The sequence below is a fragment of the Thermomicrobiales bacterium genome (genome assembly GCA_041390825.1).
Lineage (GTDB): Bacteria > Chloroflexota > Chloroflexia > Thermomicrobiales > UBA6265 > JAMLHN01.
Genome location: JAWKPF010000030.1, coordinates 24,704 through 49,649, shown reverse-complemented (window position 1 = coordinate 49,649; position 24,946 = coordinate 24,704). Strand labels below are relative to the sequence as shown.

Below are 24,946 nucleotides of genomic sequence, written 5' to 3'. Positions count from 1 at the left end.
ATGCGTTGCGGGACGCGCGGCCGTGATCAGCCGATCGAGTCCTTTGGCGGCTGCATCGAGCGACTCCTCCGAGAAGGTAAGTGGCGCTCGGTAGTGCGACTGCAGCACCATCAGTCGAAACGCCTGGGTCGTTCCACCTTCGATGAGGTCCTTGATGCGAATCACGTTGCCGATCGACTTGGACATCTTGTCCCCGCCGAGCTGCAACATACCGTTGTGCAGCCAATAGCGCGCGAACGGCGCCACGCCGAGGAAGGCTTCCGACTGGGCTATCTCGTTCTCATGATGAGGGAAAATCAGGTCGGTCCCGCCGCCATGGATGTCGACCTGCCCGTTCAAGTGATGGGAGCACATCGCGGAGCATTCGATATGCCAACCGGGTCGTCCGTCGCTCCAGGGACTCGGCCAGGTCGGTTCTCCCGGCTTGGCTGCCTTCCAAAGCGCGAAATCGAGCGGGTCCTCTTTGCGTTCGTCGATCTCGATTCGCGCGCCAGATACCATGTCATCGACATTGCGGCCAGAGAGTTTACCGTAGTCATCGAAGGTGCGCACCCGAAAGTAGACGTCACCGTTTGCGACGTAGGCGTGTCCCTTTTCGATCAATCCCTCGATCATCGTCACGATCGCGGGAATCTCGAGTGTGGCTTGCGGATAGACCGTGGCAGGCAGGACGCCCAGCGCTTCGCGCTCGCGGTGAAAGTCCGCGATCAGTTTCTCGGTGAGTTCGCTGGCGGACACACCCTCGCGTTGCGCGCGCACGATGATCTTGTCGTCGATGTCGGTGAAGTTCACCACATGACGGACCTCGTACCCTACGTGCTCGAGATAGCGCCGAATGACGTCGAACACAATGGCCGACATCGCGTGGCCGATGTGCGCGTTGTCGTACGGTGTGACACCGCAGACGTACATCCGCACCACACCGGGCTCGATCGTTTCCAGCGGCTCGACCTTGCGCGAGAGCGTGCTATAGAGACGAAGTCCGTCAGCCATTCCCGCATCCAATCGAGTTTCTCTCCTCTGCCTGTTGCAACGCGAGTCGCAGTTTCCGCGTCTCTTCTTCCAGTTCCTCGATGCGCTGTGTGATCGCCACCAGAGCATCCCGTTGCGGATCGGGTAGCGATTCCACTCTGCGGGTCTCGCCCGAGTGGGGATCGGTCCATCCCACCGCTCGCGCAGGAATGCCCACGGCGGTCGTGTGTGCCGGAACATCGCGCAGGACGACCGCGCCACCTCCGATGCGGGCGCTTTCGCCTATTACGACATCACCCAGGATCTTCGCGCCGACGCCGACGATGACTTTTGATTCCAGTGTCGGGTGCCGTTTGCCGCGCGCCTTGCCGGTACCGCCCAGCGTCACGCCCTGATAGAGCGTGCAATCGTCTCCTACGATGGCAGTTTCACCGATGACGACGCCCATGCCGTGATCGATGAACACTCGCTCACCGATCGTCGCGCCAGGGTGGATCTCGATCCCGGTCAGCCAACGTCCGAGATGGCTGACAAGTCGAGCAGGCAGGTACATGCCCTTCGCATAGAGTCGATGCGCGAGCCGGTGAAACTGGATGGCATGAAAGCCCGGATAGGCGAGCACGACCTCGACAGCAGAACGCGCCGCCGGATCGCGACTTTGAATCGCCCTGATCTCATCCCGAATTGACATTGGAAGCTCCTGTACCGATGTGACATCTGTTCGTAGGGCTGTATCGAGCAGCTCGCTGCCCAGGGAACTACGGGCGCCCGGTCAAAGCGCCCAACGTACAGGAGCAAGGAAAATGGAACCTCGAAATCGGCATCAGGACTCCGCAGCCGCCGCGGACGCCTTGACTTCCTTGGCGGCCTCCTTGGACGATTCTTTCGGCGCTGAACCGTTGCTGTCGCTCGACTTGTCCGACGAGTCGGACTTGCTGGTGGACGTCGGATTCTTGGCATTGCGGCTGTCGTTGACGTACCAGCCCGAACCCTTGAACACGATTCCTACCGGTTGCGGAACGCGACGAATCGGTCCTTCACATTCAGGACACACCGTCAGTGGGTCGTCCGCGAACTTCTGAAAGAAATCAAATGAGTGACCGCAATCCGAGCAGCGGTAATGATAGGTTGGCATGCGTTGTCTGGAACTCCGATGTGCTCGATATGAGCGCGTAACCTCTTGACCGTAATTCTACGGCCCACACCGTCCGATTCCCAAGCGGCGAGCGTCAGTTGGGCAAGACGTAATCTTCCATTTGATTCCAGTTTGGACCGACCGAAACTTCGGTCAGCAGGGGCACATCGAGTGGATATGCGCCTTCCATAGCCTCACGAACGGCGGCGACCGTCTCGGCGACGGCGTGCTCACTCACTTCCAACACGAGTTCGTCATGCACCTGAAGAATCATCGCCGCGGGAAGTTCGAGCTCGGAGAGCTTTCGGTCAGCGGCGATCATGGCGATCTTCATGATGTCCGCCGCGGTGCCTTGTACCGGCATGTTGATCGACATTCGTTCCGCCGCCGCGCGGTGCGCAGGGTTGGACGAGGTGAGATCTGGAGTCGGCCTGCGTCGGCCCATCAGGGTTTGCACGTATCCGTTCGCCGCGCCAAATGCGAGTGTTGCGTCGAGGTACTCGCGGACTTTGGGCAGGCGCGCCCAGTATTGGTCGATGAAGGCCTGCGACTCGGTGCGGCTCATGCCGGTGTCCCGCGAGAGACCCCATGCTTGCATTCCATACAGCAGCCCGAAATTCACCGTCTTGGCGACGCGTCGCTGATCCGACGTGACTTCTTCGATCGGAACACCATAGACCAACGAAGCCGTCGCCCGGTGGACGTCCTCACCTGCGCGGAAAGCATCGAGCAGGAACGGTTCCTGGCTCATGTGCGCCATCAACCGCAACTCGATCTGCGAATAGTCGATCGAGACCAATACCGAATCTGGCACGATCCGGAACTCCGGCCGCCTGTCCGCGACAAATGCCTGTCGCACACGACGGCCGAGCTCAGTGCGAATCGGGATGTTCTGCAGGTTCGGGTTCTGCGACGAAAGCCGCCCGGTCGCCGCGACAGTCTGGTTGTACGAGGTATGCACGCGGCCAGTTTCCGCAAGAATCGAGTCTGGCAACGCATCCACATACGTGGAAAGCAGCTTCCCGAGTGAGCGGTACTCGAGGATCAGGTCGACGAGTGGATGCTCGTTGCGCAGGTTTTCCAGAACTTGTTGATCGACCGAATATCCTGTCTTTGTGCGCTTGCCAGAAGGAAGCTTGAGATCATCGAAAAGGATCGTGGCGAGTTGCTTCGTCGAGTTGATGTTGAACGTCTGGCCTGCCAGCTCGTAGATCTTCGCCTCGATCTCGCCAGTGCGCTCGACGATCTCTGTGCTGAACGCGGCCAGGTACTCTAGATCGATGGCGACCCCGGCCTGTTCCATCCTGGTCAGCACCGGAACGAGTGGCATCTCGATGTCGCGCATCAGCGACTGCAACCCGCGCGCAGCCAGCTCCGGCTCGAAGAGTTCGCGTAATGCGAAGGTGACTTCGACATCCGCGCAGGCGTAGTCGCTGACGTCTCCAACGGGAACCACGTCCATCGTCAGTTGCGATCGACCGGTGCCGATCAGTTGCGAAATCTCGGTCATCTCGATGCCAAGCCGGCTGAACGCGAGATCCTTGAGCCCGACCGACTTCTCGTTGAGCAGATACGCCGCGATCATCGTATCGAACGTCACGTTCGTCACATCGAGCCCGGTGCGATGCAACACAGTCAGGTCGTACTTGCTATGGTGCGCCAATCCGGTGATTGCGGGATTCGTGACAGCCGGTCGCAGCCGGGCGGCCACATCGCCAAACGAAAGCTGATCGCCTTCGCTGTGCCCAACGGGAATGTACGCGCTTTCTTGCGGCGAAACAGCGATCGAAATTCCGACCAGGCGGGCTTGCATTGGGTCGGTCGAAGTCGTTTCGACGTCGATTGCGTAGGCGTCTGCCTGTTCGAGGCGCGCTACGAACGTTTCGAGCGCTTCGATTGTCCTGATCGTCTGGCGGATGGAAGGGGGGCGTTCCTCGATGATCCGCACCGGAACGCGCTTGGTCTCCGGAATTCGGGAGAGCAGCGAGCGAATCTCCAGTTCGCGCATCAAACCGACGACCGCCTCGCGATCGAAGTCGTCGATGCGCGCCGTCTCCAGGTCCAGGTCGATGTCGAGATCGCGCACGATGGTGGCCAGATGCTTGCTTCGCAGCGCATGCTCACGATTCCCTCGCAAGGCGTTCTGCGCGCGGGTAGGCGTCACCTCTTCGACATGGTCGAAGATCGACTCCACCGGCCCATAGGCTGAAATCAGCGCCTTGGCGGTCTTCTCACCGATTCCTGGCACGCCGGGAATGTTGTCCGATGTGTCGCCCACCAGCGCCTTGTAATCGGGTACGAACTCCGGACCAAAGCCATAGCGCTCGACAACCGCAGCAGTGTCGTACTGACGGAAGTCGTCGAATCGTTTCACGCCTGGAAGATAGACCCGAACGTGATCGCCGGCCAGTTGCAGCAGGTCCGTGTCCCCGGTGAGCACGATCACGTCATACCCTTGCTGGGCGAACTGTCGGGAGAGCGAGCCGATCACATCATCGGCCTCGTAGAGCTCGCGCTCGACGATGGGAATGTCGAGCGCCTCGATTAGCTGCCGAATGCGTCCGATCTGCACACGGAGCTCGTTTGGCATCTCAGCGCGTGTGCCCTTGTATTCCTCGAATGTGTCGTGCCGAAAGGTCCTCCCGCTCTCGAGCGCCATCACTGCAAAATCGGGCTGTTGATTGTTGAGGAGGTTGAACAGCATCGAGGCAACACCGTAGACCGCGTTTGTCGGCTCGCCTGACGAGGTGTTCATCGACGCCTGGATGGCGTAGAACGCGCGAAAGATCAAACCGAACCCGTCGATGAGCATCACCGTTGGCCGGTCGGTTCCGGAAGCGCTCGGTTCGGGCACTGCCGCGGTGGGTTCAGGAGATTCCAGGCTCAGTTGTTCGATCATTCGTTCGCCTCCACGCTGCTCGGCCCCCAAGTATATGGCCCGCGCGGTCCGGACCTCGTGCAGGTGCGGGGCAGAGTGAGGGCTATACTTCGCCCAGGCGCGCGGCGCCGAGTTCGCGCATAACTCCAGCAATGAAACTCGGAACGCCTGCCGTTCGTATGACCGGATGTGGCCCGAATCGCACAAGGTGACAGAGCAACGATGCAGGTTTCGTCCGTTCAGGAATTGGTTACGCGTGCCTCGCGCAACGTGGAGCGGGTGATCGTTGGCAAGCACCGTGAAGTCGAGCTGATGTTGATCGCCTTGATCTGTCGCGGGCATGTGTTGATCGAGGATGTGCCGGGGGTGGGCAAGACGATGCTCGCCAAGGCAGTTTCTCGCAGCATTGGCGCCAGTTTCAAGCGAATCCAGTTCACTCCGGACCTGCTCCCGAGCGATGTGACAGGGGTGAGTGTCTTCAATCCGCAACGAGGTGCGTTCGAGTTCCGACCCGGTCCCATCTTCTCCCAAATGGTGCTTGCCGACGAGATCAACCGCGCCACGCCCAAGACCCAGTCAGCGTTGCTCGAAGCCATGGAGGAGGGCCAGGTTACAGTCGACGGTGTCACGCATCAATTGGCGGAGCCATTCGTCGTGTTGGCCACCGAGAACCCGATCGACTACGAAGGGACCTTTCCCCTTCCCGAAGCTCAGCTCGATCGCTTTTTGCTTCGTCTGGCCATGGGCTATCCCGGAAAGCAAAACGAACTCGAAATGCTCGCACGCCAGCATCGCACGCATCCGCTTGCCGACTTGCAGCAGGTCGTCGGCATCGATGAGCTGCTCCATGCGCAGGACGTCGTACGCGAAGTCCATGTTAGTCCGCTCGTCAGCGACTACATCGTCTCCATCGTCGAGTCGACTCGTCGCCATCCCGAAGTGCTGCTCGGAGCGAGTCCGCGTGGCTCGCTGGCGCTGTACAACGTCTCGCGCGCGCAGGCGGCCGCACAGGGACGGGAATACGTCACCCCTGACGATGTGAAGTCGCTTGCCGAAGCAACGCTTTCGCATCGCATCATCGTGAGTCACGCTGCGCGAATGCGTGGATCGAGCGGCACAGAGATCGTTCGTGAAGTCGTCCGGTCGACCCCAGTCCCAGGCGCGAATCCCCGGATGACGCCCGTTCCGGCATAGCTATGACCTACCGTTCCTTCATCACCGCGCTCATTGCCGTCGCGTTCCTCGCGGCAGGCGAGGGGTTCGGCTGGCCCATCCTTCGGCAGCTCGGCGCCGCGGTGGCGGTTGTATTCGTTCTCGCGTATCTCTGGAGCCGAATGAACATTGCCGGTCTCAGCGCTCGGCGAGTGCTCGACACCCGAGCGCTTCAGGTCGGCGGAGTCTTCGCCGACGAGCTCTCAGTGCGCAGCCGCTCGCTGCTTCCCAAGCTGTGGATCGAGCTTCGCGACCGATGCGAGCTCCCAACCCATGATGCGAGTCGAGTGTTCGGGCTTCGGAGCCGGGGAACCGCTTCGTGGAAAACTCAATCGATCGCGGTTCGCCGGGGAGTGTTTCGCATGGGGCCGGTAGTACTCAGGTCCAGTGATCCGTTCGCCATCTTCTCCCACGAGCGGAGCGTCTCATTCGATGAAGACGTTACGGTCTATCCGCCAGTCTTCGAGCTCACCGCGTTCGAGTTGCCCGGCGCGCAATCCTCAGGAGGCCCGCACATCGATCATCGGTCTCCGCTCACCACCGCGGCGGTCTCGTCGATCCGTGACTATTCCGCGGGCGATCCGTTCAATCGAATCGCCTGGTCATCCACCGCGCGCACCGGGAAGTTGATGGTCAAGGAGTTCGATCTCGATCCCACTGCCGAGATATGGGTCGTGGCTGACTTCGGCGTTTCGCAAGCTGTCGTTCCCACCCGCGATCATGAGTTGTCGCGCCAACCGGGATTGACCTTTGCCGAGGCATGGCTCGATTCCAGTGAAGACTTCGTTGCCGCGCTTGCGGCATCGGTTTCCAGGAAGGCGATCGACGCGAATCGAGCGCTTGGGTTTCTCGCCAACGCGTCGTCGCACGATTTTCGCCCACCAGAATCATCGGAACGGCAGTTCCTCCGCGTCCTGGGAGCGCTGGCGCTCGCAAAGTCGGACGGGGCGGAATCGATCGACACCCTCCTCAACAATGAAATGCGCCGGTTCGACCGCTACCGCTCGCCGGTCGTGATTACGGCGAGCACAGAGCTCGACTGGATCGAATCGCTGGAGCACGCGGTGTTGCGCGGGGTGCGCCCTACCGTGATCTATGTCGATCCTGCGTCATTCGATGCGGCACGGGATAGCGCGCGTGTGCGTAATCGGCTTGCTGTTGCACCGTTCCCGGTTCATATTGTCGACTATCGGAACGGCATCGAGGCGGCATTCTCGTGGGCGAGTGCAGCGCCGTCGTCACGGGTCCTTCAGCATGTCAACTAGATCCGTATCGCTCCAGCGCGACCGACCGCAGGGTTCACGTGCGGGATCAGGGGTGCTTCCTGATGGCTGGTCGTTGCTCGTGCTGGGTGCGTTTTCGGTTGGGTTGCTCGGGGCAGTCGTCGGCGAATATTCCATCAATACCGATCCCGGGGCGCTGGCGACGCTCGCCACCGCTGGATACCTGATCGGATACGCGCTTGCCCGCACATCGATCCCCGACCTGGCCGCGCATGGCTTCAGCTTTCTCCTTGGAATCCTTGCGTCCTCGATCGCCATCGATCCTGCCGCCAACTGGCAGCAGGTGCGCAACGGCGAATGGCGACTCGTGCTCGATCGCTACGAAAGCCTGCTGCGCGGGTTTATTTCGTCGCTGGAGTCGAACAGCAAATTCGAAACTGATATCGCCGTGTTCGCGATCGGGCTAACGATCTGGCTCGTTGGCTACACCGCCGCATGGATGCTCTTCCGGCGAGGATGGATCTTCTGGTCGATAGCGCTGCCGGGTTCGATTCTTCTGGTCACCTTGGCACTGGAGCGAGAGCGTCCGGCGTGGCCGGCGCTGCTCTATCTCGGTCTTGCGTTGGCGATCGCTGCCGCGCATACGACATTGTCACGTTCCGCGTACTGGCGGTCACGATCGATCGATCAGCCGTCATCGTTTGGACGGCGATCGATTCTCCTGGGTAGCGCCATTGCCGCACTGGCGGTCGGAGTGGGTCTCTACTACTCGTTCGATCTCGACGATCGCCTGCAGGAACGCGCTGTCCAGGGCGGGGACCGGCTTGCGAGCTGGATCACCGATCGGTTCGACCAGTCCAGCTCGAATCCCTCGGGGCCGCAGCCGGTGGCCGGTAACTATGGCGCGTTTTCCGATCAGTTCAAGGTCGGTGATGGCGTGCCGTCCGGCGATGTCCCGATTGTCGTGATGGATGCGGACGATGAGGAGTACCTCGCCGCTCGGCGGTTGAATGAATACGATGGGTCGGGTTGGAAATCGACCACGAGCGCATCCGAGGACGCCGAGACTCCTGCGCCGCGGATTGCCTTTCAGTCCGACCAGCCAATGAACCTGCCACGCGAGCAACTGCAGTCTCGATCGCAGGAAGAGGCGACCCTGATGGTCCTGCAACCCACCGATCGGTTGCTCTTTACGATCGATCAGCACTACGCGGCATCGGTACCATCGCTTGTCCGCGTGGGGTGGGAACCGATCGATGAGACGGTCTCGGTCGATGCGATCGACATCGCGAGTACACCGGTCGACTTGCGGGAGTTGGTCGTCTTGCTGCAGTCGGCCGAGTTCAGCACCCCAGACGAAACAGACACCCCACAATTTGTCTCCGAGCAGGATCAGGCCGATTTCCTGCGCATTCAGAATCGACTCATGCAGAGTTACCCGGTGAACTCTGAACTGAGTTGGGGGGAAGATGGCGGCGTGGTGGTCCATTTCCAGGGTCGGCTCCCGGTCTATTCGGATGTCGAAGCTGTGTTTGGCTCCGACGAGCCAACTGGACATGCGTATTCCGTCATCGGGCTGGCGCCGCAGATTGCCCCGGCAGATCTGGCAAGCGCGGGATCGGACTACCCCCCGTTCATCGTCGAAACATATCTGGGTTTGCCCGAGACCGTGACCGAGCAGACCGCCGACCTGGCCAACCAAATCGTGAACCAGGCCGGTGCGACAACGCCATATGAGCAGGCCATCGCAATCCAGAACTACCTGAGGTCGAACTTCACCTATCAGCTCGACGCAGGCGGCGCGCCCGACGGTCGAGACATCGTCGACTACTTCCTGTTCGAGAGCAAGGTCGGTCGCTGCGATCACTTTGCATCGTCGATGGCAGTGATGTTGCGCACGCTTGGCGTTCCCACGCGAATCGTCACCGGGCTCGCTCCAGTGCCGTATAACGAAGAAATGCGTGGCTTTGTTTACCGGGGACGAAACGCCCATGCCTGGGTGGAAGTCTACTTTCCGGGATACGGATGGATTCCGTTCGAGCCGACTCCAACCCAGCAATCGATCGACCTCTCGCCCAGCGAACGCGAGACTCCCACGCCAGAAGCGACCTTGACTCCCGAACTGACGGCCACCCCCGAAGGCCCCTCTCAATCTCCAGTGCCGTCTCCAACACCGACGCCTCTTGCCGCTCCAGCGTCGACTGATACCGGTGGAACCTCGAATTCCGACGAGCGCATCGCTCCGTGGCAGATTGGACTGGCAGTAGGCGGATTCGCGCTCCTCGCCATCGCCGGGTTGTTCTTCGTGCGCCGGAGGAACGCGTATGCAGGGCTTCCTGTCGCGCATGCGAACTATGGGCGACTGCAGCGGCTCGGCAAGTTCATTGGCGTGTCGTCTTCTCCCGAGCTCACACCCAGGGAGTACGCAGCCAAGTTCGGATTCGCCCGCCCGCGTTCCGCCAGTGGAGCCATGCGGGTTGCCGACGCGTTCACACGCGAGCAATATTCGACGAATGTCGATGCAAGCGCTGTCGCGCGTGACAGTGAATTCGGTTGGCGTGAAGCCAGAGACGGGGCCAAAGACTGGAGATTGTGGCGTCGACGTTGACGGAGGCGATTCTTGGGCGACGGAAAGCGGATTCTGGTAGCGGGTTCCATCAATACCGATCTTGTCGTACGTGCACGGCGGGTGCCCGAAGCGGGAGAAACCGTCACCGGCACCTCGTTTGCCCAGTTTGGCGGTGGCAAGGGGGCGAATCAGGCCGTTGCCGCGGCCAGGGCCGGCGGACAGGTTGCCATGTTGAGTGGCGTCGGAGTCGATGATTTCGGTCGACAGCGCCTGGCTGACCTTGCTGCCGAGTCGGTCAATACCTCGACGATTCTGGTTACTGACCGCGCGTCCTCTGGCGTGGCCCTGATTACCGTCGATGAGACCGGGCAGAATCGAATCGCCTATGTGCCCGGCGCAGGCTGGGAAGTTGGGCCCGCCGAAGCGCTTTCGGCGCTCGACAGCTGGAATCCCGACATTGTGTTGAGCACGCTGGAACTGCCGCATGAGACGCTGGCCGCGTTGTACGCAGCGGCGAACGAGCGCGGCGTTCCGATCATCTGCAACGCAACTCCAGAACCGTCTGAAGGGCGTGACCTGGTTGCGCTCGCAACTGTTCTCATCGTGAACGAACAGGAAGCCATCGAGCTCGCTCAGACGAGCGGCACTGAAGACTGGGCGACGGTGGCCCAGGCGCTCACAGAACTTGGACCGAGCACCGTCATCCTCACCCTCGGAGAAGAGGGCGCGCTCGTCTGGGAATCTGGCAGATCATTCGACATACCAACGATCGAAGTCGAGGTCGTCGATACGACCGGGGCGGGTGACGCATTCTGCGGCGCATTCACGGCATTTTTCGCTGGTGGTGCATCAGCAGTCGAGGCGGCGAGGAAGGGAGTCATCGCCGGGTCGATTGCCGTTACCCGTCCGGGCGCGCAACCATCCGTGGCGACACTCGAGGAGATCGAGACAGCCTTCGCACGACGCGAACTTGCGGTTTGATTGGCAGATCGAACGGCGGAAGGGGTGGGATTCGAACCCACGAGACGGCATTACCGTCTACGCGATTTCCAGTCGCGCGCACTAGGCCAAACTATGCGACCCTTCCCGGATACAAAGGCAGAACTACTTCGCCTGGCGGAGAGGGCGGGATTCGAACCCGCGGTGGCTCAACACCACACCAATTTTCGAGATTGGCACCTTAAACCGCTCGGACACCTCTCCGGGGCTATTCTAGCAATCCGCGCCCATACAAGCCAGAATATCCCCGGTTGTTGACATTTCAGTTCCATGAACCGCCCATTGGAGGCATAGACGTTGGCCGACCATTCCGAAACCGAGTTCGCTCGCCCGGAGACGATCCATGCTCGGCCGACTCTTCACCAACTCATCATTGCCGTTGTCGTGCTGATCGGCGCGGGTGTCGCGACCTTGCTCTCTGGACCCGGCTTTGGTGTGCTGGTGCTCACCCTCGCGGCAGTTGCCGCGGCGTTATGGATGAGCTACGGCGGTCCGAAACCGACCCCGACCCCGACGCCAGCCGCTGCGGCGTCCTCGGCCGCATCCGTTGCTGTGCCCGGCACGATGAAACCCGCGCGCGAGCGCCGCTCGACCGATTGGGCGCGCATCCGGGCATCGCTCGACATCTCGCTCGATCGAGCGACGGTGCTGGCCTTGGCTCCGGCGGCACTGGTCATTGCGGCGATGGCCGCCTACTTCTACGCCCGGGATCTCCGAACCAATCCGCCGAATCTCTTCAGTGACGAAGCGATGATCGGATTGCAGGCGGCCGGGGCATTCAATGGTGAGGCCAAATTCCAGTTCCTGCGCATTTTCTACACGCACTTCGAGACGCCGCTGCTTGGAGCGCTCCCTGTCTACTCCACCTGGCCGTTCGTCACGTTGTTCGGGTTGAACGAGTTTTCTGTCCGCTTCGCATCGTCGTTCTATGTTGCGCTGGGACTCTTCTTTGCTTTCCTGGCGCTTCGCCGATTAAAGGTCCCATATCCCATCGTGCCCGTTGTGATCGCCGGCACGCAGCCGGTTGTCATTCACTTTGCCCGCATCAACTTTGGACACGCGGCAGCGTTCTGCCTCATGTTGGCGGCGATCTGGCTGTGGATTCGTGGCCGCCAGAACGAACAAGTCAGTCAGGCTATTCTGGCGGGTTTCGTGATGGGTGTCGCATCGTATGGACACCTCTCCTTCGTCATCGCCGTTCCACTGGTGGTGACGATCATCTGCATCTCGGAATTGGTTTGGAACCGAACCAACCTGCGAGCGTACCGGTGGATCGTCGCGTTCGGCGCCACCGCAGTGGTCACCATGCTTCCGCATGCCTGGCTGGCGCTCACCGACAAGCGCTATTGGGACCGTCTGGATGAGAAGCAAGGCGGCAACATCACGCCCGACATCTTGGTCGAGCGGTTGCGGACCTATCCGAGCTTCTTTAGCTATGACTATCTTTTTCGCAAGGGCGAGGAGTGGTATATCACCCGCCATTCGATCGTCGGGGCAGGTGAGCTCTTTCCCTATCTCTTGCCCCTGCTGCTCATTGGCATTGTTTCGATCTGGTTTCTCCGCAAGCAACCGGAAACCCGGTTTCTCTTCGTCTTCGCCCTGATTGCGCTGCTCTATCCCATTCCGGATGCAATCAGCCGCCCGCCACAGGACTTGCCCTACACCATCTCGACCTTTTGGGCCGCGATCGCCATTCCCTTCCTGGTCGGCAGCAGCTTCAAAGGGATTGCCCTGTTCTTGCGCCGAATTCGGATGCCACGAGCCCTGGCGCTTGCCGGAACCGGGGTGCTCCTTCTGGCGCTGGGGTGGGGGATCTGGTTTCACCGCGGCCCCGAAGCAGAGTATCCGTTGATCTCAGCCGACTATTGGGGCTGGCAGTATGGGCCACGTCCGATCAACGACTACTTCGTCAATCATTCCGATCAGTACGATGAGTTGCTACAGTCCGGCGACTTCAATGGCGCCTATGTCTTCCCGCAGTTCTATCTTTACCACACGCCACTGGCGAGCAGGGCTCGAATCGGAGGGGTCGAGAACATCGACTTCACAAAGCGATCACTCATTGCCATGCGTGTCGAGGAGTGGGAACGGTATCGGGCCAGCCAGTTTCCAGGGAAGGACTATTTGATCCTGGTCGACACCATCTATTACCCAAATGGCGACCCGGCGTTCTACCTGATGACTGTCGATCCGATGTACTTGACGTTGCCCACACCGGCGCCAGAAACAGAAGCGCCCGCTGGATAGCGGGCGCTGATCGCATCTTGGTACGCCTGGCAGGATTCGAACCTGCGGCCTTTGGGTCCGCAACCCAACGCTCTATCCCCTGAGCTACAGGCGCCTATTCATGTCCATCTTGCGAACGCGCTACCGTTCGCGGCGGGAAGGGAGGGATTCGAACCCTCGGAAGAGATTAAAGCCCCTTCAACCGCTTAGCAGGCGGCCCCATTCGACCACTCTGGCACCTTCCCAGATTCTCGCATTTCTCGAGCATCGGCGCCGGTGGCTGGCGGAGAGGGAGGGATTCGAACCCCCGGAGCTTTCACTCAACTGTTTTCAAGACAGCCGCCTTAAACCACTCGGCCACCTCTCCGAGTCGCAAGCCGGGCAATTCTACACCAGACGCCGATTCCCTGCGATCCCGCTTCTAGTTCACGCCGTCGAACACGATCACACTGCGCGCCACTTCACCGCGGTTGAGCGCGGCATAGCCATCGTTCACCTCGTCGAGCGAGATCGTTCGCGACACGAGCTCGTCGAGCTTCAAGTCCCCAGCCAGATAAGCCGCAACATACTTGGGAATGTCCACCCGAAAGCGGTTCGAACCCATATTGGAACCAAGCAGACTCTTCCCGTCACCCATCAGCAGTTCGCCGCTGACTTCGATCATTTCGCCTTCGGGGATCATACCGACAATAACGGCGCTGCCGCCTTTCCCGAGCATTCGAAACGCTTGTTCGGCCGCTGACTTCAGCCCGATCGCTTCGAACGCATAGTCGACTCCGCCCGGCACGATGTTCAGCACCGCCTCCACCGCGTCCTCTTCCGAGGCATCGACGACATCGGTGGCTCCGTATTGCCTGGCCAGATCGAGCTTCCATGCGAGCTTGTCGATGGCGATCACTTTGCCGGCGCCGGCCATGGCGGCGCCCTGGACCGCGTTGAGCCCGACTCCTCCGCAACCGAGAATCGCCACAGTTGCTCCCAGCGGGATGCGTGCGGTGTTCGTGACGGCCCCCACACCGGTGGTCACCGCGCAGCCCACCAGCGCGGCCCGGTCGAGCGGCATCTCTTTGGTGATGGTCACAGTGCTGTTCTCGTGGACCAGCATCTGTTCGGCAAACGCGCCGAGGCGCGCGAACTGGTTCACCCGCTGGCCGTCGAACGAGAGCCGCGGTTTTTCGTCTGGAGATCGTTCCAGTCCCTGCCGATTGCAAAGGTAGGGGCGTCCCGTGACGCAGAACGCGCATGTTCCGCAGAAGCTCGAGAGGCAGGTGATAACGTGATCGCCCGGTCGCAGGTAGGTAACGTCTCGTCCCACGGAAAGCACGATGCCGGCTGCCTCGTGCCCGAGCACGCACGGGAGGTCGGTGTGGTACTTCCCTTCGAGGAAATGCAAGTCGCTGTGGCAAAGTCCAGAAGCGGCAACCTGGATCAGTACCTCGCGAGGTCCTGGGTCGTCTACCTCGAGATCGACGATCTCGAGTTGGCCTGGAACCTCGAACTGGACGGCTGCGCGCATCGCATACTCCCTTGTGCTTCCTGGTCGTTCGTCGAAGCGAAATTGTACGCATCCGGCGTCGAACAGCCTCGTCTCGGATGTGCGCTCCTCGGTATGATGACGGGAGCTTGCCAGGGCGACGGCGCCCGGAGGAGAGATCGTGCGATTCGAAGTCTGGTTTCCGGTGCTCACGCTCATTCTGGGCGGGTTGCTCGTCATGGGGCAGAGCTGGATCGAGACCCGCTGGGGGCGCTCACAGCGGCGCGAATCGCAACGCGAGCAGTTCCAGTATGAGAAGCTGACGGAATTGCTCAACGTTGCCGCAAGGTGGCATGCCATCGTCGATCGGCACTATTGGAATTGCGTTGCCGAGTCCGATCTGACTGGCAAGTGGCCAACCGGTCCGCATGGCGAGCCGATCGATTCGGGCGACCGGGCCGAATACAACCAGCTCTGGACAGAATTGCAAGTGCTGTCGTTCCTCATCCACGACGAGGAGCTCCGCGAGGACATCGACAGCGTCCGTGACGGCGCATCCCAAACAGTCGAATCAACTGACCGAGAACGGGGGACGATCGCGTATCAGCGGGAGACCGAAGCCTACCTTGCGGTCGCCAAACGCATTGGGCAATTGCTGAGCGCCGACTTGAGCAAATGAGGAACTGAGCCATGCAGGAAGCGATGATTCGTGCCTATCTCGATGAGCCGGTCGCTTCGATCGATCCGCGCATCTACTCCGGATTCATCGAGCACCTGGGCCGTGGAATCTACGGAGGGATCTACGAACCGTCGCACCCAACGGCCGATGCGCATGGATTCCGCGGTGACGTTGTCGAAGCGCTGCGCTCGCTGAACATGCCGCTCGTTCGCTACCCCGGTGGCAACTTCGTCTCGAGCTATGTCTGGGAAGAAGGGGTGGGTCCGCGAGAAGATCGGCCGGTACGGTTGGAGCTCGCCTGGCGGTCGCTCGAACCGAACCTGGTCGGGACCAACGAGTTCATGGACTGGGTGGCGGCGATCGACAGCCAGCCCATGCTGGCGGTCAATCTCGGCACACGCGGCCTGGATGCCGCATGCGACCTGCTTGAGTACTGCAACCATCCTGGAGGGACGAAGTGGAGCGATCTCCGTCGCAGCCACGGCTACGAGATGCCGCATAACGTGCCGGTCTGGTGCCTGGGCAATGAGATGGATGGTCCGTGGCAGATCGGACAGCGACCGGCCGGCGACTACGGCATCCTTGCCGCCGAGTGCGCCAAAGCCATGCGCTTGATCGACCCAACGATCGAACTGGTCGCATGCGGGAGCTCCGGTCCGCGCATGTCAACGTTTCCGGACTGGGAGGAAACGGTTCTCGATCGCGCCTACAACAGCGTCGACTACATCTCGTTGCACATCTACTTGCGAGATGAAGTTGGTGTGCAGGACCTGTTGGTGCAGTCGGTCGAGATGGACGAGCAAATCAAGGCGGTCATTGCAGCCTGCGACCTCGTGAAGGCCCGCAAGCGAAGCCAGAAAACGATGATGCTGAGCCTCGACGAATGGAATGTCTGGTACCACAATCGGGAGACCGACAAGGTGCTCATGCGTGAGCGGCCGTGGCAAGTTGCGCCCCCGTTCGGGGAGGAGTGCTATTCCGCGGTGGATGCAGTCGCGGTCGGATCCATGTTGCTCACGCTGCTGCGTCATGCAGGACGCGTGCGCATGGCGTGTATTGCGCAGATCGTCAATGTGCTTGCCCCGCTCATGACCGAAACGGGTGGTCCGATGTGGAAGCAAACCACCTGGTATCCCTTCGCGCACGCGTCAGCGTTTGGGCGTGGCGAACTGATCTATTCATCGCATTCCGGGCCGGTGATCGATACCCCCAGATACGGACCGCAACCGGCGATCGAGTCGATCGTGACACGCGATCCCGAAACGGCGACGGTGACCCTTTTCGCGATCAATCGCTCGATGGAAGAGGCGGTTCCGCTTGCGCTGGCGATGCTTGGCGACGATCAGCTTCGACTTTCCGAGACCTACCGGCTGACGGCCGATGATCCCGCAGAAGCGAATACCGCGGCAGATCCCGAGCGTGTCGTTCCTCGCGCAATTCCAGACGCAACCTGCGCCGACAATCGGCTGACCGACAACCTTCCGCCGATGTCCTGGAATGTCTACCGATTCGTGCCGGTATCCGCAGGAGCGCTATAGGGATTCCTCAGGCGCACCTGCGACCGCTGCCCGATAGTGCGCGGTGCGGCGGCGCCCGACAATGGCGTTGGTCTCCTGGGCGGAAACGCCGTAGCGCCGCATGACATAGCGAACGCACTCCAGCCCGGCTTCGAACTCGGGTTGAACGATTTCGTTCGCGCCGGCAGCCCGCAGCAGCTCCACCTCGCTTGCCGCCTGCGCGCGGGTGACAATGCTGATCGACGGATTGACCTTGCGGGCATAGCGGATAGCCGCCGGGGTGGCAACCAGATCGACCGAGGCGACGACCAGCACGCGAGCATGCCGGATACCGGCGTGGTCGAGCACCGGTTCATTGCCGGCATCACCATAGACTGCGTGAATGCCGCGCCGCCGCAAATCTCGCACGATCGCCGGATTGATCTCGACCACGGTGTAGGCGAAGTTGCGGCGGTCGAGCGCATCTCCGAGCACCGTGCCGACCCGGCCGTATCCGCAAATGATCGTGTGCCGCTTCAGTTCCTCGCCGGGCGGCTCATCGCCGACGATTGCCAGCTCCTGCGCCGCGACACCCGGAAGTCGCGCAGCCAGGTCGACCAATGCCGGCGCCATCCGCACGACCAACGGTGTGAGCAGAATCGAGGCAACCGCGGTCGCCATGATGACCCCGAACTGGTTGTCGTCGATGACATGCTCTTCCGAGCCGGCGCCCGCCAGAACGAAGCTGAACTCGCCCATCTGCGCCATGAAAACGGCCACCAGCGTCGCTGTGGTGTGGTTCACCCCTGCAGCCAGCAACGCGCCGCCGATGATGAGCATCTTTCCGATGACCAGCGCCGAGGTGAACATAGCAATCTGCGGCACATGCGACGCAATGTAGGCAGGGTCGACCAACATGCCAATCGAAACGAAAAAGAGCGTCGCGAACAGGTCGCGGAGTGGGATGATCTCGCTCAGGACCTGACGGTCATACTCCGACTCTGAAACGACCAATCCGGCGAGGAATGCGCCAAGGGCGAGCGATAGCCCTGCTTCCTGGCTTGCCAGCGCAGTGCCCAGCGCGATCAACACCACGACCAACAGAAATAGTTCTCGAGATTCCACCCGAGCTACGGCATAGAGAATCCGAGGGACGAGCCGCGTCCCCAACACGATCACGAGCACCAGAGCCACCGTGGCGATGCCGACCGACTTGAGCAGCTCGAGTGGCACGTTCTCACCGGTGTTGCTGAGGACAGGAAGGAGCGCGATCATCGGAACCAACGCCAGGTCCTGCACCACACCAAGACCAAGCGCGACATGCGCCTGTGGAGAGTCGACCTCGCCCCGGCTCATCAGCCAGGTCAAGGTCACGATCGAGCTGGAAATCGCGAACGCGCCTCCGAGCAGGCATGACGCCTGGATGTTCCATCCGCTGAGAAGCCCCACGACGATGCCAAGCACGATCGTAAAGGGGATCTGGATGCTTCCAGCGAGGCTGACGATCTTGCGTACGCGAAGGAGCTCCGACAGCGAGAACTCCACGCCAAGACCGAACATGAGAAAGGCCACGCCCAGCTCGGCAAGCTGCGGGACGCGCTCACGGTCGGCCGCATAGCCAGGGGTGTTCGGTCCGATGAGAATGCCGGCGATGAGGTAGCCAATGAGCACCGGCTGACCAAAGCGGCGGGCGACCCAGCCACCTGCAAACGCCGCCGCAAGCGCGAGCGCCAGGTCGTAGACGAGCTCGCTATGCTCCATGCGATGGCGCCTCCGGCACGAAACACTGATCCACCGAACCGCGCCCTGGGGCGTTCGGGATTGGCAACGGCATGGTTGGGACCGCATCAGTGTGATGTCGGTGGTATTTTCGCATGTATGGAACATTGCCATGCGAGAGGAGCGACATGAACACTGAACAGCGAATCGAATCGCTTGAAACCCGGCGACTGATACTGCGTCCGTTCGTTTCGGACGACGCGGAGCAGCTCACGGCACTACTGCAAGATCTCGAGATTCATCGCTGGACAGGTTCGATCCCATACCCGTATTCGATCGATGATGCGCATGAGTTCATTGGAATCCGCGCGAAGGCCGATGAAGATGGAAGCACGTTCGGATGGGCAATCACGCTCAGGGACTCTGGTGAGCTCATTGGGTCGATTGGTTTGCACGATGTCCAACCAGAGGCCGGTCGCGCCGAGCTCGGGTATTGGCTGGGCGAGCCGTATCGCGGCAGCGGATACACCACCGAGGCCGCCCGCCGCGTTGTCTCCTGGTCGTTCGAGGTTCTCGACCTCTACCGGATCCAGGCCACCTTCTTGCCGGGAAACGGAGCCTCTGCGAGCGTGATTCGCAATATCGGGATGCAAGAAGAAGGTCTCATGCGGGGCTACGGACTCAAGAACGGCGAGCGCATCGATCTCTACATCTATTCGGTCCTCCAGATCGATCCGACGTGGGTCGCGACTGCCGACCAGTTGGCGTGACGCTATGAATGAACGGCCCCGCGCGCGTGACATTGGTCTGCGCATCGGAACCCTTCCGACTGGGACCCACAATGCCATCACCGACGTGCCTGGAGTGACCGTCGGGCAGGTGACGGTTTCATTCGGAGACGGGCAGTTGCGCCCAGGATTCGGTCCCGCGCGAACTGGCGTGACCGTCGTTCTGCCGCATCCGGGCAATCTCTTTCTCGACCGGGTTCCGGCCGCGTTCTATCAGTTCAATGGGTTTGGCAAGTGCGTCGGAATCGAGCAAATTGAGGAACTGGGCGTCCTGGAAACGCCGATCGCTCTCACCTCGACCCTCGCGGTCGGACGCGTCGCCGATGCACTCATTTCCCACGCGATATCCGAGAATCCGGAGATCGGCGTTTCCATGTCTACGGTCAATCCATTCGTTGGTGAGTGCAACGACGGATTCTTGAACGATATCCAGGGTCGGCATGTCCGCGCCGAAGATGTCGCCGCGGCGATTGCCACTGCCAGCGGCGGACCGGTCGCCGAGGGCGCGATTGGCGCAGGGACAGGCATGTCCTTGTTTGGCTACAAAGGCGGGATCGGCACGTCGTCCCGTGTTGTCCCGATCGACGTTGGGGGCTGGACGGTCGGCGTCCTGGTTCTGGCGAACTTCGGTCGGAAAGACGCGCTGGTCATCGACGGCGTTCCGGTGGGCCGTCTGCTGAACGAGGAAACCGGTCCTCAGGTGGACAAGGGTTCGATCGTCATGGTGGTTGCTACGAACGCCCCGTTGCTCGATCGGCAGCTACGCAGGCTTGCAAAGCGGGCAGTGTTGGGAATGGCCCGTACCGGCTCGCTCGGCGGCAACGGCAGCGGCGATGTGGTGCTGGCGTTTTCGACCGCCGAGTCGGTTCGCAGCCCATATTCAGGTACAGGGTGGACGGCACCGATCGAGCTACTCGCCGAGAGCGGGCCAGAAGGTTCGAGCGCGGCAATCGACGCGCTCTTCCAGAGTGTCGTCGAGGCGACGGAGGAGGCGATCTTGAATGCCCTGTTTCGCGCCGAGACGACCGTCGGTCGTGATGGACATGTGAGAACGGCGCTCCCCCTGGAACGCGTCACGGCAATACTCAGCGCCCATGGGCGACTCGCCCCGGAACAATGAGGGATTGATGTCAGCCAGCTGCAGCGCGGCGTGCGCGCACTGCTTCGGCAAGTTCGTCGAGGACAGGGAGCAACATCTCCCAGCCCATGCAGCTATCGGTAACGCTCTGCCCGTAGGTCATGTCGCCCGACCAATCGAGCTCCTGCCGCCCATCGACCAGGAAGCTCTCCAGCATCAGGCCGATGATGCCCGCTTCTCCCGCGCTGATCTGCTGGGCGACTTCATGTGCGACCAATGGCTGTCGGCGGTAGTCCTTGTTGCTGTTGCCGTGACTCGCATCGATCATGACACGCGCTGGCAGGTTGGCAGCCCGAAGCGAATCGAGCGCCGCGCTGACGCTCCCTTCGTCGTAGTTCGGACCCGACCGGCCACCACGCAGAATGACATGGGTGTCGCGGTTGCCGCGTGTCTCCACGATCGCCGCCAATCCTTCTTCCGTCACGCTCATGAAGTGATGCGGCCATGACGCAGCGGAGATCGCGTCGATCGCGATCTGAATGTCACCGCTCGTGCCGTTCTTGAATCCGACGGGCATGGACAAGCCGGACGAGAGGTTCCGATGCACCTGGCTTTCCGTCGTTCGTGCACCGATGGCCGCCCAGCTCACCGCATCGGCAATGAACTGCGGCGAGATCGGATCGAGAAACTCGCAGCCGGCCGGCAGTCCAAGATCGAGCACGTCCAGCAGAAGACCCCTCGCGATGCGCAAACCCTCGTTCACCGCATAGCTACCGTCTCCACGGGGATCGTTGATCAGGCCCTTCCAGCCGACGGTTGTGCGCGGCTTCTCGAAGTAAACTCGCAGGACGATCAACAGGTCATGCGCAAGCGCGGGGGCGATTTCCGCCAGCCGCGCCGCATAGTCGAGCGCCGCTCCGGCATCGTGAATCGAACACGGTCCAACCACCACCAGCAGACGGTCGTCCTCGCCGTTCAGGATGCGGCTGGCCGCGCGCCGTGACTGCTGCACTAGCGTTGCGCGCTCGTGAGTCAGCGGCAGTTGCTCCATCAGAATGGCTGGCGGAATCAGCGGCCGAATCGCCTTGATGCGCAGATTGCTCGTGATCGGCATATGCGAACCGCTGGGAACCAGGATGGTCGCGACCCCGGGGAGACTGCGCAGCACCGTCTCGACCTCGGAAAGCGGGTTACCGAGCAAGAGGATCTGGGCCGGCTCTCCCTCGTAGACTGCGGGTTCCAGCCCGGCGCCGTGCGCGACCTCGCAGACGCGTTCGATCTGCTTGCAAGTCGCGGAAGACTGCATTACCACCAGCATGTTGGTTCCATCACTCTAGCTTGCATGCGCGAAGGCAATCGTCCGCCTGGGCATGTTCTCGTTTACATGATTCGCAGGCGCATTCGCCGCGACCGGTCACAAATAGTACGAGAACTCCGGAAGGCACGGCCGATCGAGAACCTGTCGCGGCAAGCGGTTTGCAGGTGGTCCCCGAGCGCCCACCGAAATCGAACCAGAACGAAAAACGCCGAGCCTCGAAAGACTCGGCGCCATTCAGCGGAAGCGACGGGATTCGAACCCGCGGTCTCAGCCTTGACAGGGCTGCATGTTAGGCCACTACACCACGCCTCCAAGAGCGGAATGCATTCTAGCCCGAAGTCTGGCGACCTGTCAAGGCATTTTGCGTGACATAACACCGGTAGGCGTCAATAGAGGAAGCGTTGCTTTTCCCGTGCTTCATCGTATGCCGCGAGCGCGTCCTTGACGCCTGGCTGATTCGACGTCTCCGCAATCGGAACATCCCACCAACTGTCGAATCCTGGCACCCTGATGTCCTTGTCGACGCGCACATGGATGACCGTGCTGCGGGTTTCGTTCCGGGCTGCTTCGAGCGCCGATTCCAGTTCGGCCGGGCTGTTTGCCGAGAATGCGGCGGCTCCCAGGCTCGCGCCATTGGCCGCGAAGTCGATCGGGACGAGATCGCCATCGAGCCGGTTGGTGGCCGGGTTGCGGTAGCGCAATTCGTTGCCAAAAGACGGCGATCCGCAGGACATTTGCAGTCCGCGAATGCACTGGAAGCCTGAATTGTCGACCACGACGAGGTTGATCTTGCGCCCTTCGGCAAGCGAGGTCACCAACTCGGTGTTCATCATGAGGTAGCTGCCGTCGCCCACCATCACAAAGACCTCACGCTCCGGATCGGCCATCTTGACGCCCAGGCCACCCGCTATCTCGTATCCCATGCAGGAGAAGCCATACTCGACGTGATACCCCTTGGGGTCGAGTGGACGCCAAAGCTTGAGCAGATCGCCAGGCATGCCGCCAGCGGCGCAAACGACGACATCGGTTGGCTCCGTCGCCTGGTTCACGATCCCGATTGCTTGCGCTTGTGTGAGGGAGACGCCGGCCATCCCGGCGCGTTGCGCGTCGACAGCGGCATTCCAGTCGCGAGCAAGGGTCTCCACCACGTCGCCATATGCCGCGCTGGTGCGGAACTTCTGCGCCTGGAGCATGGGGGTCAGCCCGAGCAGCGCCTCCCAGGCGTCGCAGACCAGGGGGAACGAACCAGCCTTGTTGGCGTCCATCGCGTTGACATTGATGCTCAGGATCCGCAATTCGGGGTTCTGGAAGGCAGTATGCGAGGCGGTCGTAAAGTCCGACAGCCGCGTGCCGATTGCGATGACAAGATCGGCGCCGGCAGCGAGCCGATTGGCTGCAAGACCGCCGTTGGAGCCAACCGGTCCTGCGTACCATGGGTGGTTCCACGGCATCGAACCGTTGCCAGCCTGTGTCGTGACAACCGGTATCCCGAACTCATCTGCGAAGTGGGCGAGCGACGATGTCGCTTCACTGTAGATGACCCCGCCGCCGGCCACGATCAGCGGACGCTCGGACGCGCCAATGAGCGCGGCGGCATACCTCAGTTCCGACTCGGGCGCGATCTGCCGCACGACCCGATGCACTCGTTTCTCGAGGAAGGACGCAGGCACATCGAATGCTTCCGTCTGGGTATCCTCTGGAAATGCGAGGGTGACCGCACCGGTTTCGGCCGGATCAGCGAGCACCCGCATCGCCTCAGGTCCGCTGGACAACAGCTGCTCTGGCCGCTGAATCCGATCGAAGTACCTCGACACCGGGCGGAAGCAATCGTTGACCGAAACGTCCTGACCGAGCGGATACTCGAGCTGTTGCAGGACGGGATGGGGCACGCGGTTCGCGAACGTGTCACCTGGCAGCAATAACACCGGCAAGCGGTTGACCGTTGCGGTGGCCGCGCCGGTCACCATGTTGAGAGCGCCCGGGCCAACCGACGATGTGCAGGCCATCATCTGCAGGCGATTTTTCATGCGCGCGTATGCGATGGAGGTATGGACCATCGCTTGCTCGTTCTGCGGGCGATAGTAGGTGAGGTCTTCCCCGACCTCTTCCAGAGCCTGACCGATGCCGGAGACGTTGCCATGGCCGAAGATGCCGAACATGCCGGCGAACATTCGTTGCTCGTGGCCGTCTCGCTCGATGTATTGGTTGGACAGAAAGCGCACCAGCGCCTGTGCTGTCGTGAGTCGAACAGTCTTCATCGAGCCCTCCGCTGGGATGACCAGGTTCAGCTTGGCCGCTTGCCGGCGTCGCCGTTGATCTTGTCGGCGATGTCCTTCCAGCTGCCGATGCCATCGTTCATGTCGTCGCTCCAGGTCGCCCGTACCCAGGCGTGCTTTGGATCGTCCGATGGTTGCATCGTGCGCACTGGCTCGTCGCCTGCCAACACATTGAGGTAGTAGCCGGTGTATCCCTGGGCGACGGCGAAGGCGTGATAACCGAACGGCACCAGGAGCAGGTCGCCATCCCGAATGACGAAGGCTTCGTCGATCGTACCGTCAGCAGTGTAGAGGCGCTGCAGGCCGAAGCCATCGGGAGAGTCGATACGGTAGTAATAGATCTCCTCGAGGTCGGCCTCGCGCGGCATGTCGTGGATGTCATGCTTGTGCGGGGGATAGCTCGACCAGTTTCCGCTCGGTGTGATGACCTCGACGATCAGGAGCGAATCAGCCGGAAACTCAGGTTTGATGACGTGACGAATCTCGCGGCTGGCATTTCCGGCTCCACGAATCTCGACTGCCACATCGCTGGGCGTGATGAGTCTCGGAGGGAACCTGGAAGAGGCCTTCGACCGGCAAACCGCGATCTCCGAAAGAGTCTCGGCCTCGATCGAGCATGTGGATCCGACTGGCAGGTAGTACGCCCATGGGGGATCATCGAAGATGTTCGCGCGGGGACCGAGCGCGACGCGCTCACCATCGGAAACCACTGTGCACGAGCCGCTCAGGAGCACGAGGGCATATTCGGTGCCGTTGCTCTCGATCTGGAGCGGCGACCCTTTCGCGAGCCGGTGAACGGTGAGGCCGATGAACTCCCATTCGGCGATTTCGGCATCGACATGAATGAGGACACCGTCGCCGGGATCGACCGCGGAATGCAGCAAGAGTTCGCGTGGGTTCACTG

At 61.3% G+C, this 24,946-nt stretch carries 18 protein-coding genes and 6 tRNA genes; 9 read left to right on the top strand and 15 right to left on the bottom strand.

Annotation, left to right across the window (positions count from 1 at the left end; all coding sequences use genetic code 11):
- The 4 genes from cysS to polA all read right to left on the bottom strand — a co-directional run.
- Nucleotides 1-993, bottom strand: a 993-nt coding sequence (gene cysS, locus R2855_15445; protein MEZ4532389.1) for a cysteine--tRNA ligase, incomplete at its 3' end; no start/stop codon positions are given.
- Entirely contained in the window at nt 986-1,714 is a 729-nt protein-coding gene (gene cysE, locus R2855_15440) for a serine O-acetyltransferase (protein MEZ4532388.1), read from the bottom strand. The genes cysE and cysS, both read right to left, overlap by 8 nt.
- Before the next feature lie 81 nt (nt 1,715-1,795).
- Nucleotides 1,796-2,107, bottom strand: a complete 312-nt coding sequence (locus R2855_15435) for an FmdB family zinc ribbon protein (GenBank protein MEZ4532387.1) — start codon at nt 2,105-2,107, stop codon at nt 1,796-1,798.
- A gap of 94 nt (nt 2,108-2,201) precedes the next feature.
- Nucleotides 2,202-5,006, bottom strand: a complete 2,805-nt coding sequence (gene polA, locus R2855_15430; protein ID MEZ4532386.1) for a DNA polymerase I — start codon at nt 5,004-5,006, stop codon at nt 2,202-2,204.
- 201 nt (nt 5,007-5,207) lie between these two features.
- On the opposite strand from polA, the gene R2855_15425 reads away from it, so the two are divergent.
- The 4 genes from R2855_15425 to R2855_15410 are packed head-to-tail and all read left to right on the top strand — an operon-like array spanning nt 5,208 to nt 10,970.
- Nucleotides 5,208-6,179, top strand: coding sequence for a MoxR family ATPase (locus R2855_15425; GenBank protein ID MEZ4532385.1), 972 nt, complete (start codon nt 5,208-5,210; stop codon nt 6,177-6,179).
- A gap of 2 nt (nt 6,180-6,181) precedes the next feature.
- Complete coding sequence (locus tag R2855_15420; GenBank protein MEZ4532384.1) at nt 6,182-7,462, top strand: DUF58 domain-containing protein; 1,281 nt, start codon at nt 6,182-6,184, stop codon at nt 7,460-7,462.
- Nucleotides 7,452-10,028, top strand: coding sequence for a transglutaminase domain-containing protein (locus R2855_15415; protein ID MEZ4532383.1), 2,577 nt, complete (start codon nt 7,452-7,454; stop codon nt 10,026-10,028). The genes R2855_15420 and R2855_15415 overlap by 11 nt, the downstream gene beginning before the upstream one ends.
- Before the next feature lie 12 nt (nt 10,029-10,040).
- A complete protein-coding gene (locus tag R2855_15410; GenBank protein ID MEZ4532382.1) occupies nt 10,041-10,970 on the top strand; it encodes a ribokinase in 930 nt (309 codons plus the stop codon).
- A gap of 16 nt (nt 10,971-10,986) precedes the next feature.
- On the opposite strand, the gene R2855_15405 is transcribed toward R2855_15410, so the two are convergent.
- Nucleotides 10,987-11,076: transfer RNA gene (locus R2855_15405), tRNA-Ser, on the bottom strand.
- 27 nt (nt 11,077-11,103) lie between these two features.
- Nucleotides 11,104-11,192: transfer RNA gene (locus R2855_15400), tRNA-Ser, on the bottom strand.
- 93 nt (nt 11,193-11,285) lie between these two features.
- Here R2855_15400 and R2855_15395 point away from each other — a divergent pair.
- Entirely contained in the window at nt 11,286-13,235 is a 1,950-nt protein-coding gene (locus R2855_15395) for a glycosyltransferase family 39 protein (protein MEZ4532381.1), read from the top strand.
- Nucleotides 13,236-13,253: 18 nt separating this feature from the next.
- Here R2855_15395 and R2855_15390 read toward each other — a convergent pair.
- From R2855_15390 to R2855_15375, 4 genes are all read right to left on the bottom strand, one after another.
- Nucleotides 13,254-13,329, bottom strand: a tRNA-Arg gene (locus tag R2855_15390).
- Between the two features lie 39 nt (nt 13,330-13,368).
- Nucleotides 13,369-13,459 (bottom strand) — tRNA-Ser (locus R2855_15385).
- Between the two features lie 36 nt (nt 13,460-13,495).
- Nucleotides 13,496-13,581, bottom strand: a tRNA-Ser gene (locus R2855_15380).
- A 54-nt stretch (nt 13,582-13,635) separates the two neighbouring features.
- A complete protein-coding gene (locus tag R2855_15375) occupies nt 13,636-14,730 on the bottom strand; it encodes a Zn-dependent alcohol dehydrogenase (protein MEZ4532380.1) in 1,095 nt (364 codons plus the stop codon).
- Between the two features lie 139 nt (nt 14,731-14,869).
- Here R2855_15375 and R2855_15370 point away from each other — a divergent pair, with 139 nt between their 5' ends.
- Both R2855_15370 and R2855_15365 read left to right on the top strand, forming a co-directional pair.
- Nucleotides 14,870-15,367 carry a hypothetical protein gene (locus R2855_15370; protein MEZ4532379.1) on the top strand — a complete coding sequence of 166 codons (498 nt, stop codon included), beginning with the start codon at nt 14,870-14,872 and terminating at the stop codon, nt 15,365-15,367.
- Nucleotides 15,368-15,378: 11 nt separating this feature from the next.
- On the top strand, nt 15,379-16,905 hold the full coding sequence (locus R2855_15365) for an alpha-N-arabinofuranosidase (GenBank protein ID MEZ4532378.1): 1,527 nt from the start codon (nt 15,379-15,381) through the stop codon (nt 16,903-16,905).
- On the opposite strand, the gene R2855_15360 is transcribed toward R2855_15365, so the two are convergent.
- A complete protein-coding gene (locus R2855_15360) occupies nt 16,900-18,624 on the bottom strand; it encodes a cation:proton antiporter (GenBank protein MEZ4532377.1) in 1,725 nt (574 codons plus the stop codon). The two genes, R2855_15365 and R2855_15360, sit on opposite strands and share 6 nt — an antisense overlap.
- Nucleotides 18,625-18,770: 146 nt before the next feature.
- On the opposite strand from R2855_15360, the gene R2855_15355 reads away from it, so the two are divergent.
- Nucleotides 18,771-19,352 (top strand): GNAT family N-acetyltransferase, encoded by a 582-nt coding sequence (locus R2855_15355; GenBank protein ID MEZ4532376.1) that lies wholly within the window; start codon nt 18,771-18,773, stop codon nt 19,350-19,352.
- A gap of 4 nt (nt 19,353-19,356) precedes the next feature.
- Nucleotides 19,357-20,490, top strand: a complete 1,134-nt coding sequence (locus tag R2855_15350; protein MEZ4532375.1) for a P1 family peptidase — start codon at nt 19,357-19,359, stop codon at nt 20,488-20,490.
- A gap of 10 nt (nt 20,491-20,500) precedes the next feature.
- Here R2855_15350 and R2855_15345 read toward each other — a convergent pair whose 3' ends face one another.
- From R2855_15345 to iolB, 4 genes are all read right to left on the bottom strand, one after another.
- Nucleotides 20,501-21,766, bottom strand: coding sequence for a 3-deoxy-7-phosphoheptulonate synthase (locus R2855_15345; protein ID MEZ4532374.1), 1,266 nt, complete (start codon nt 21,764-21,766; stop codon nt 20,501-20,503).
- Between the two features lie 238 nt (nt 21,767-22,004).
- Nucleotides 22,005-22,078, bottom strand: a tRNA-Asp gene (locus R2855_15340).
- A 74-nt stretch (nt 22,079-22,152) separates the two neighbouring features.
- Nucleotides 22,153-24,024 (bottom strand): 3D-(3,5/4)-trihydroxycyclohexane-1,2-dione acylhydrolase (decyclizing), encoded by a 1,872-nt coding sequence (gene iolD, locus R2855_15335; protein MEZ4532373.1) that lies wholly within the window; start codon nt 24,022-24,024, stop codon nt 22,153-22,155.
- A 26-nt stretch (nt 24,025-24,050) separates the two neighbouring features.
- Complete coding sequence (gene iolB / locus R2855_15330) at nt 24,051-24,944, bottom strand: 5-deoxy-glucuronate isomerase (GenBank protein MEZ4532372.1); 894 nt, start codon at nt 24,942-24,944, stop codon at nt 24,051-24,053.
- Nucleotides 24,945-24,946 lie beyond the last annotated feature (2 nt).

What these genes read in the sequence shown, in the direction of transcription:
- R2855_15435 (MEZ4532387.1), bottom strand. Translation starts at nt 2,107, where the DNA reads ATGCCAACCTATCATTACCGCTGCTCGGATTGCGGTCACTCATTTGAT.
- polA (MEZ4532386.1), bottom strand. Translation starts at nt 5,006, where the DNA reads ATGATCGAACAACTGAGCCTGGAATCTCCTGAACCCACCGCGGCAGTG.
- R2855_15425 (MEZ4532385.1), top strand. Translation starts at nt 5,208, where the DNA reads ATGCAGGTTTCGTCCGTTCAGGAATTGGTTACGCGTGCCTCGCGCAAC.
- R2855_15420 (MEZ4532384.1), top strand. Translation starts at nt 6,182, where the DNA reads ATGACCTACCGTTCCTTCATCACCGCGCTCATTGCCGTCGCGTTCCTC.
- R2855_15415 (MEZ4532383.1), top strand. Translation starts at nt 7,452, where the DNA reads ATGTCAACTAGATCCGTATCGCTCCAGCGCGACCGACCGCAGGGTTCA.
- R2855_15375 (MEZ4532380.1), bottom strand. Translation starts at nt 14,730, where the DNA reads ATGCGCGCAGCCGTCCAGTTCGAGGTTCCAGGCCAACTCGAGATCGTC.
- R2855_15365 (MEZ4532378.1), top strand. Translation starts at nt 15,379, where the DNA reads ATGCAGGAAGCGATGATTCGTGCCTATCTCGATGAGCCGGTCGCTTCG.
- R2855_15360 (MEZ4532377.1), bottom strand. Translation starts at nt 18,624, where the DNA reads ATGGAGCATAGCGAGCTCGTCTACGACCTGGCGCTCGCGCTTGCGGCG.
- R2855_15355 (MEZ4532376.1), top strand. Translation starts at nt 18,771, where the DNA reads ATGAACACTGAACAGCGAATCGAATCGCTTGAAACCCGGCGACTGATA.
- R2855_15350 (MEZ4532375.1), top strand. Translation starts at nt 19,357, where the DNA reads ATGAATGAACGGCCCCGCGCGCGTGACATTGGTCTGCGCATCGGAACC.
- R2855_15345 (MEZ4532374.1), bottom strand. Translation starts at nt 21,766, where the DNA reads ATGCTGGTGGTAATGCAGTCTTCCGCGACTTGCAAGCAGATCGAACGC.
- iolD (MEZ4532373.1), bottom strand. Translation starts at nt 24,024, where the DNA reads ATGAAGACTGTTCGACTCACGACAGCACAGGCGCTGGTGCGCTTTCTG.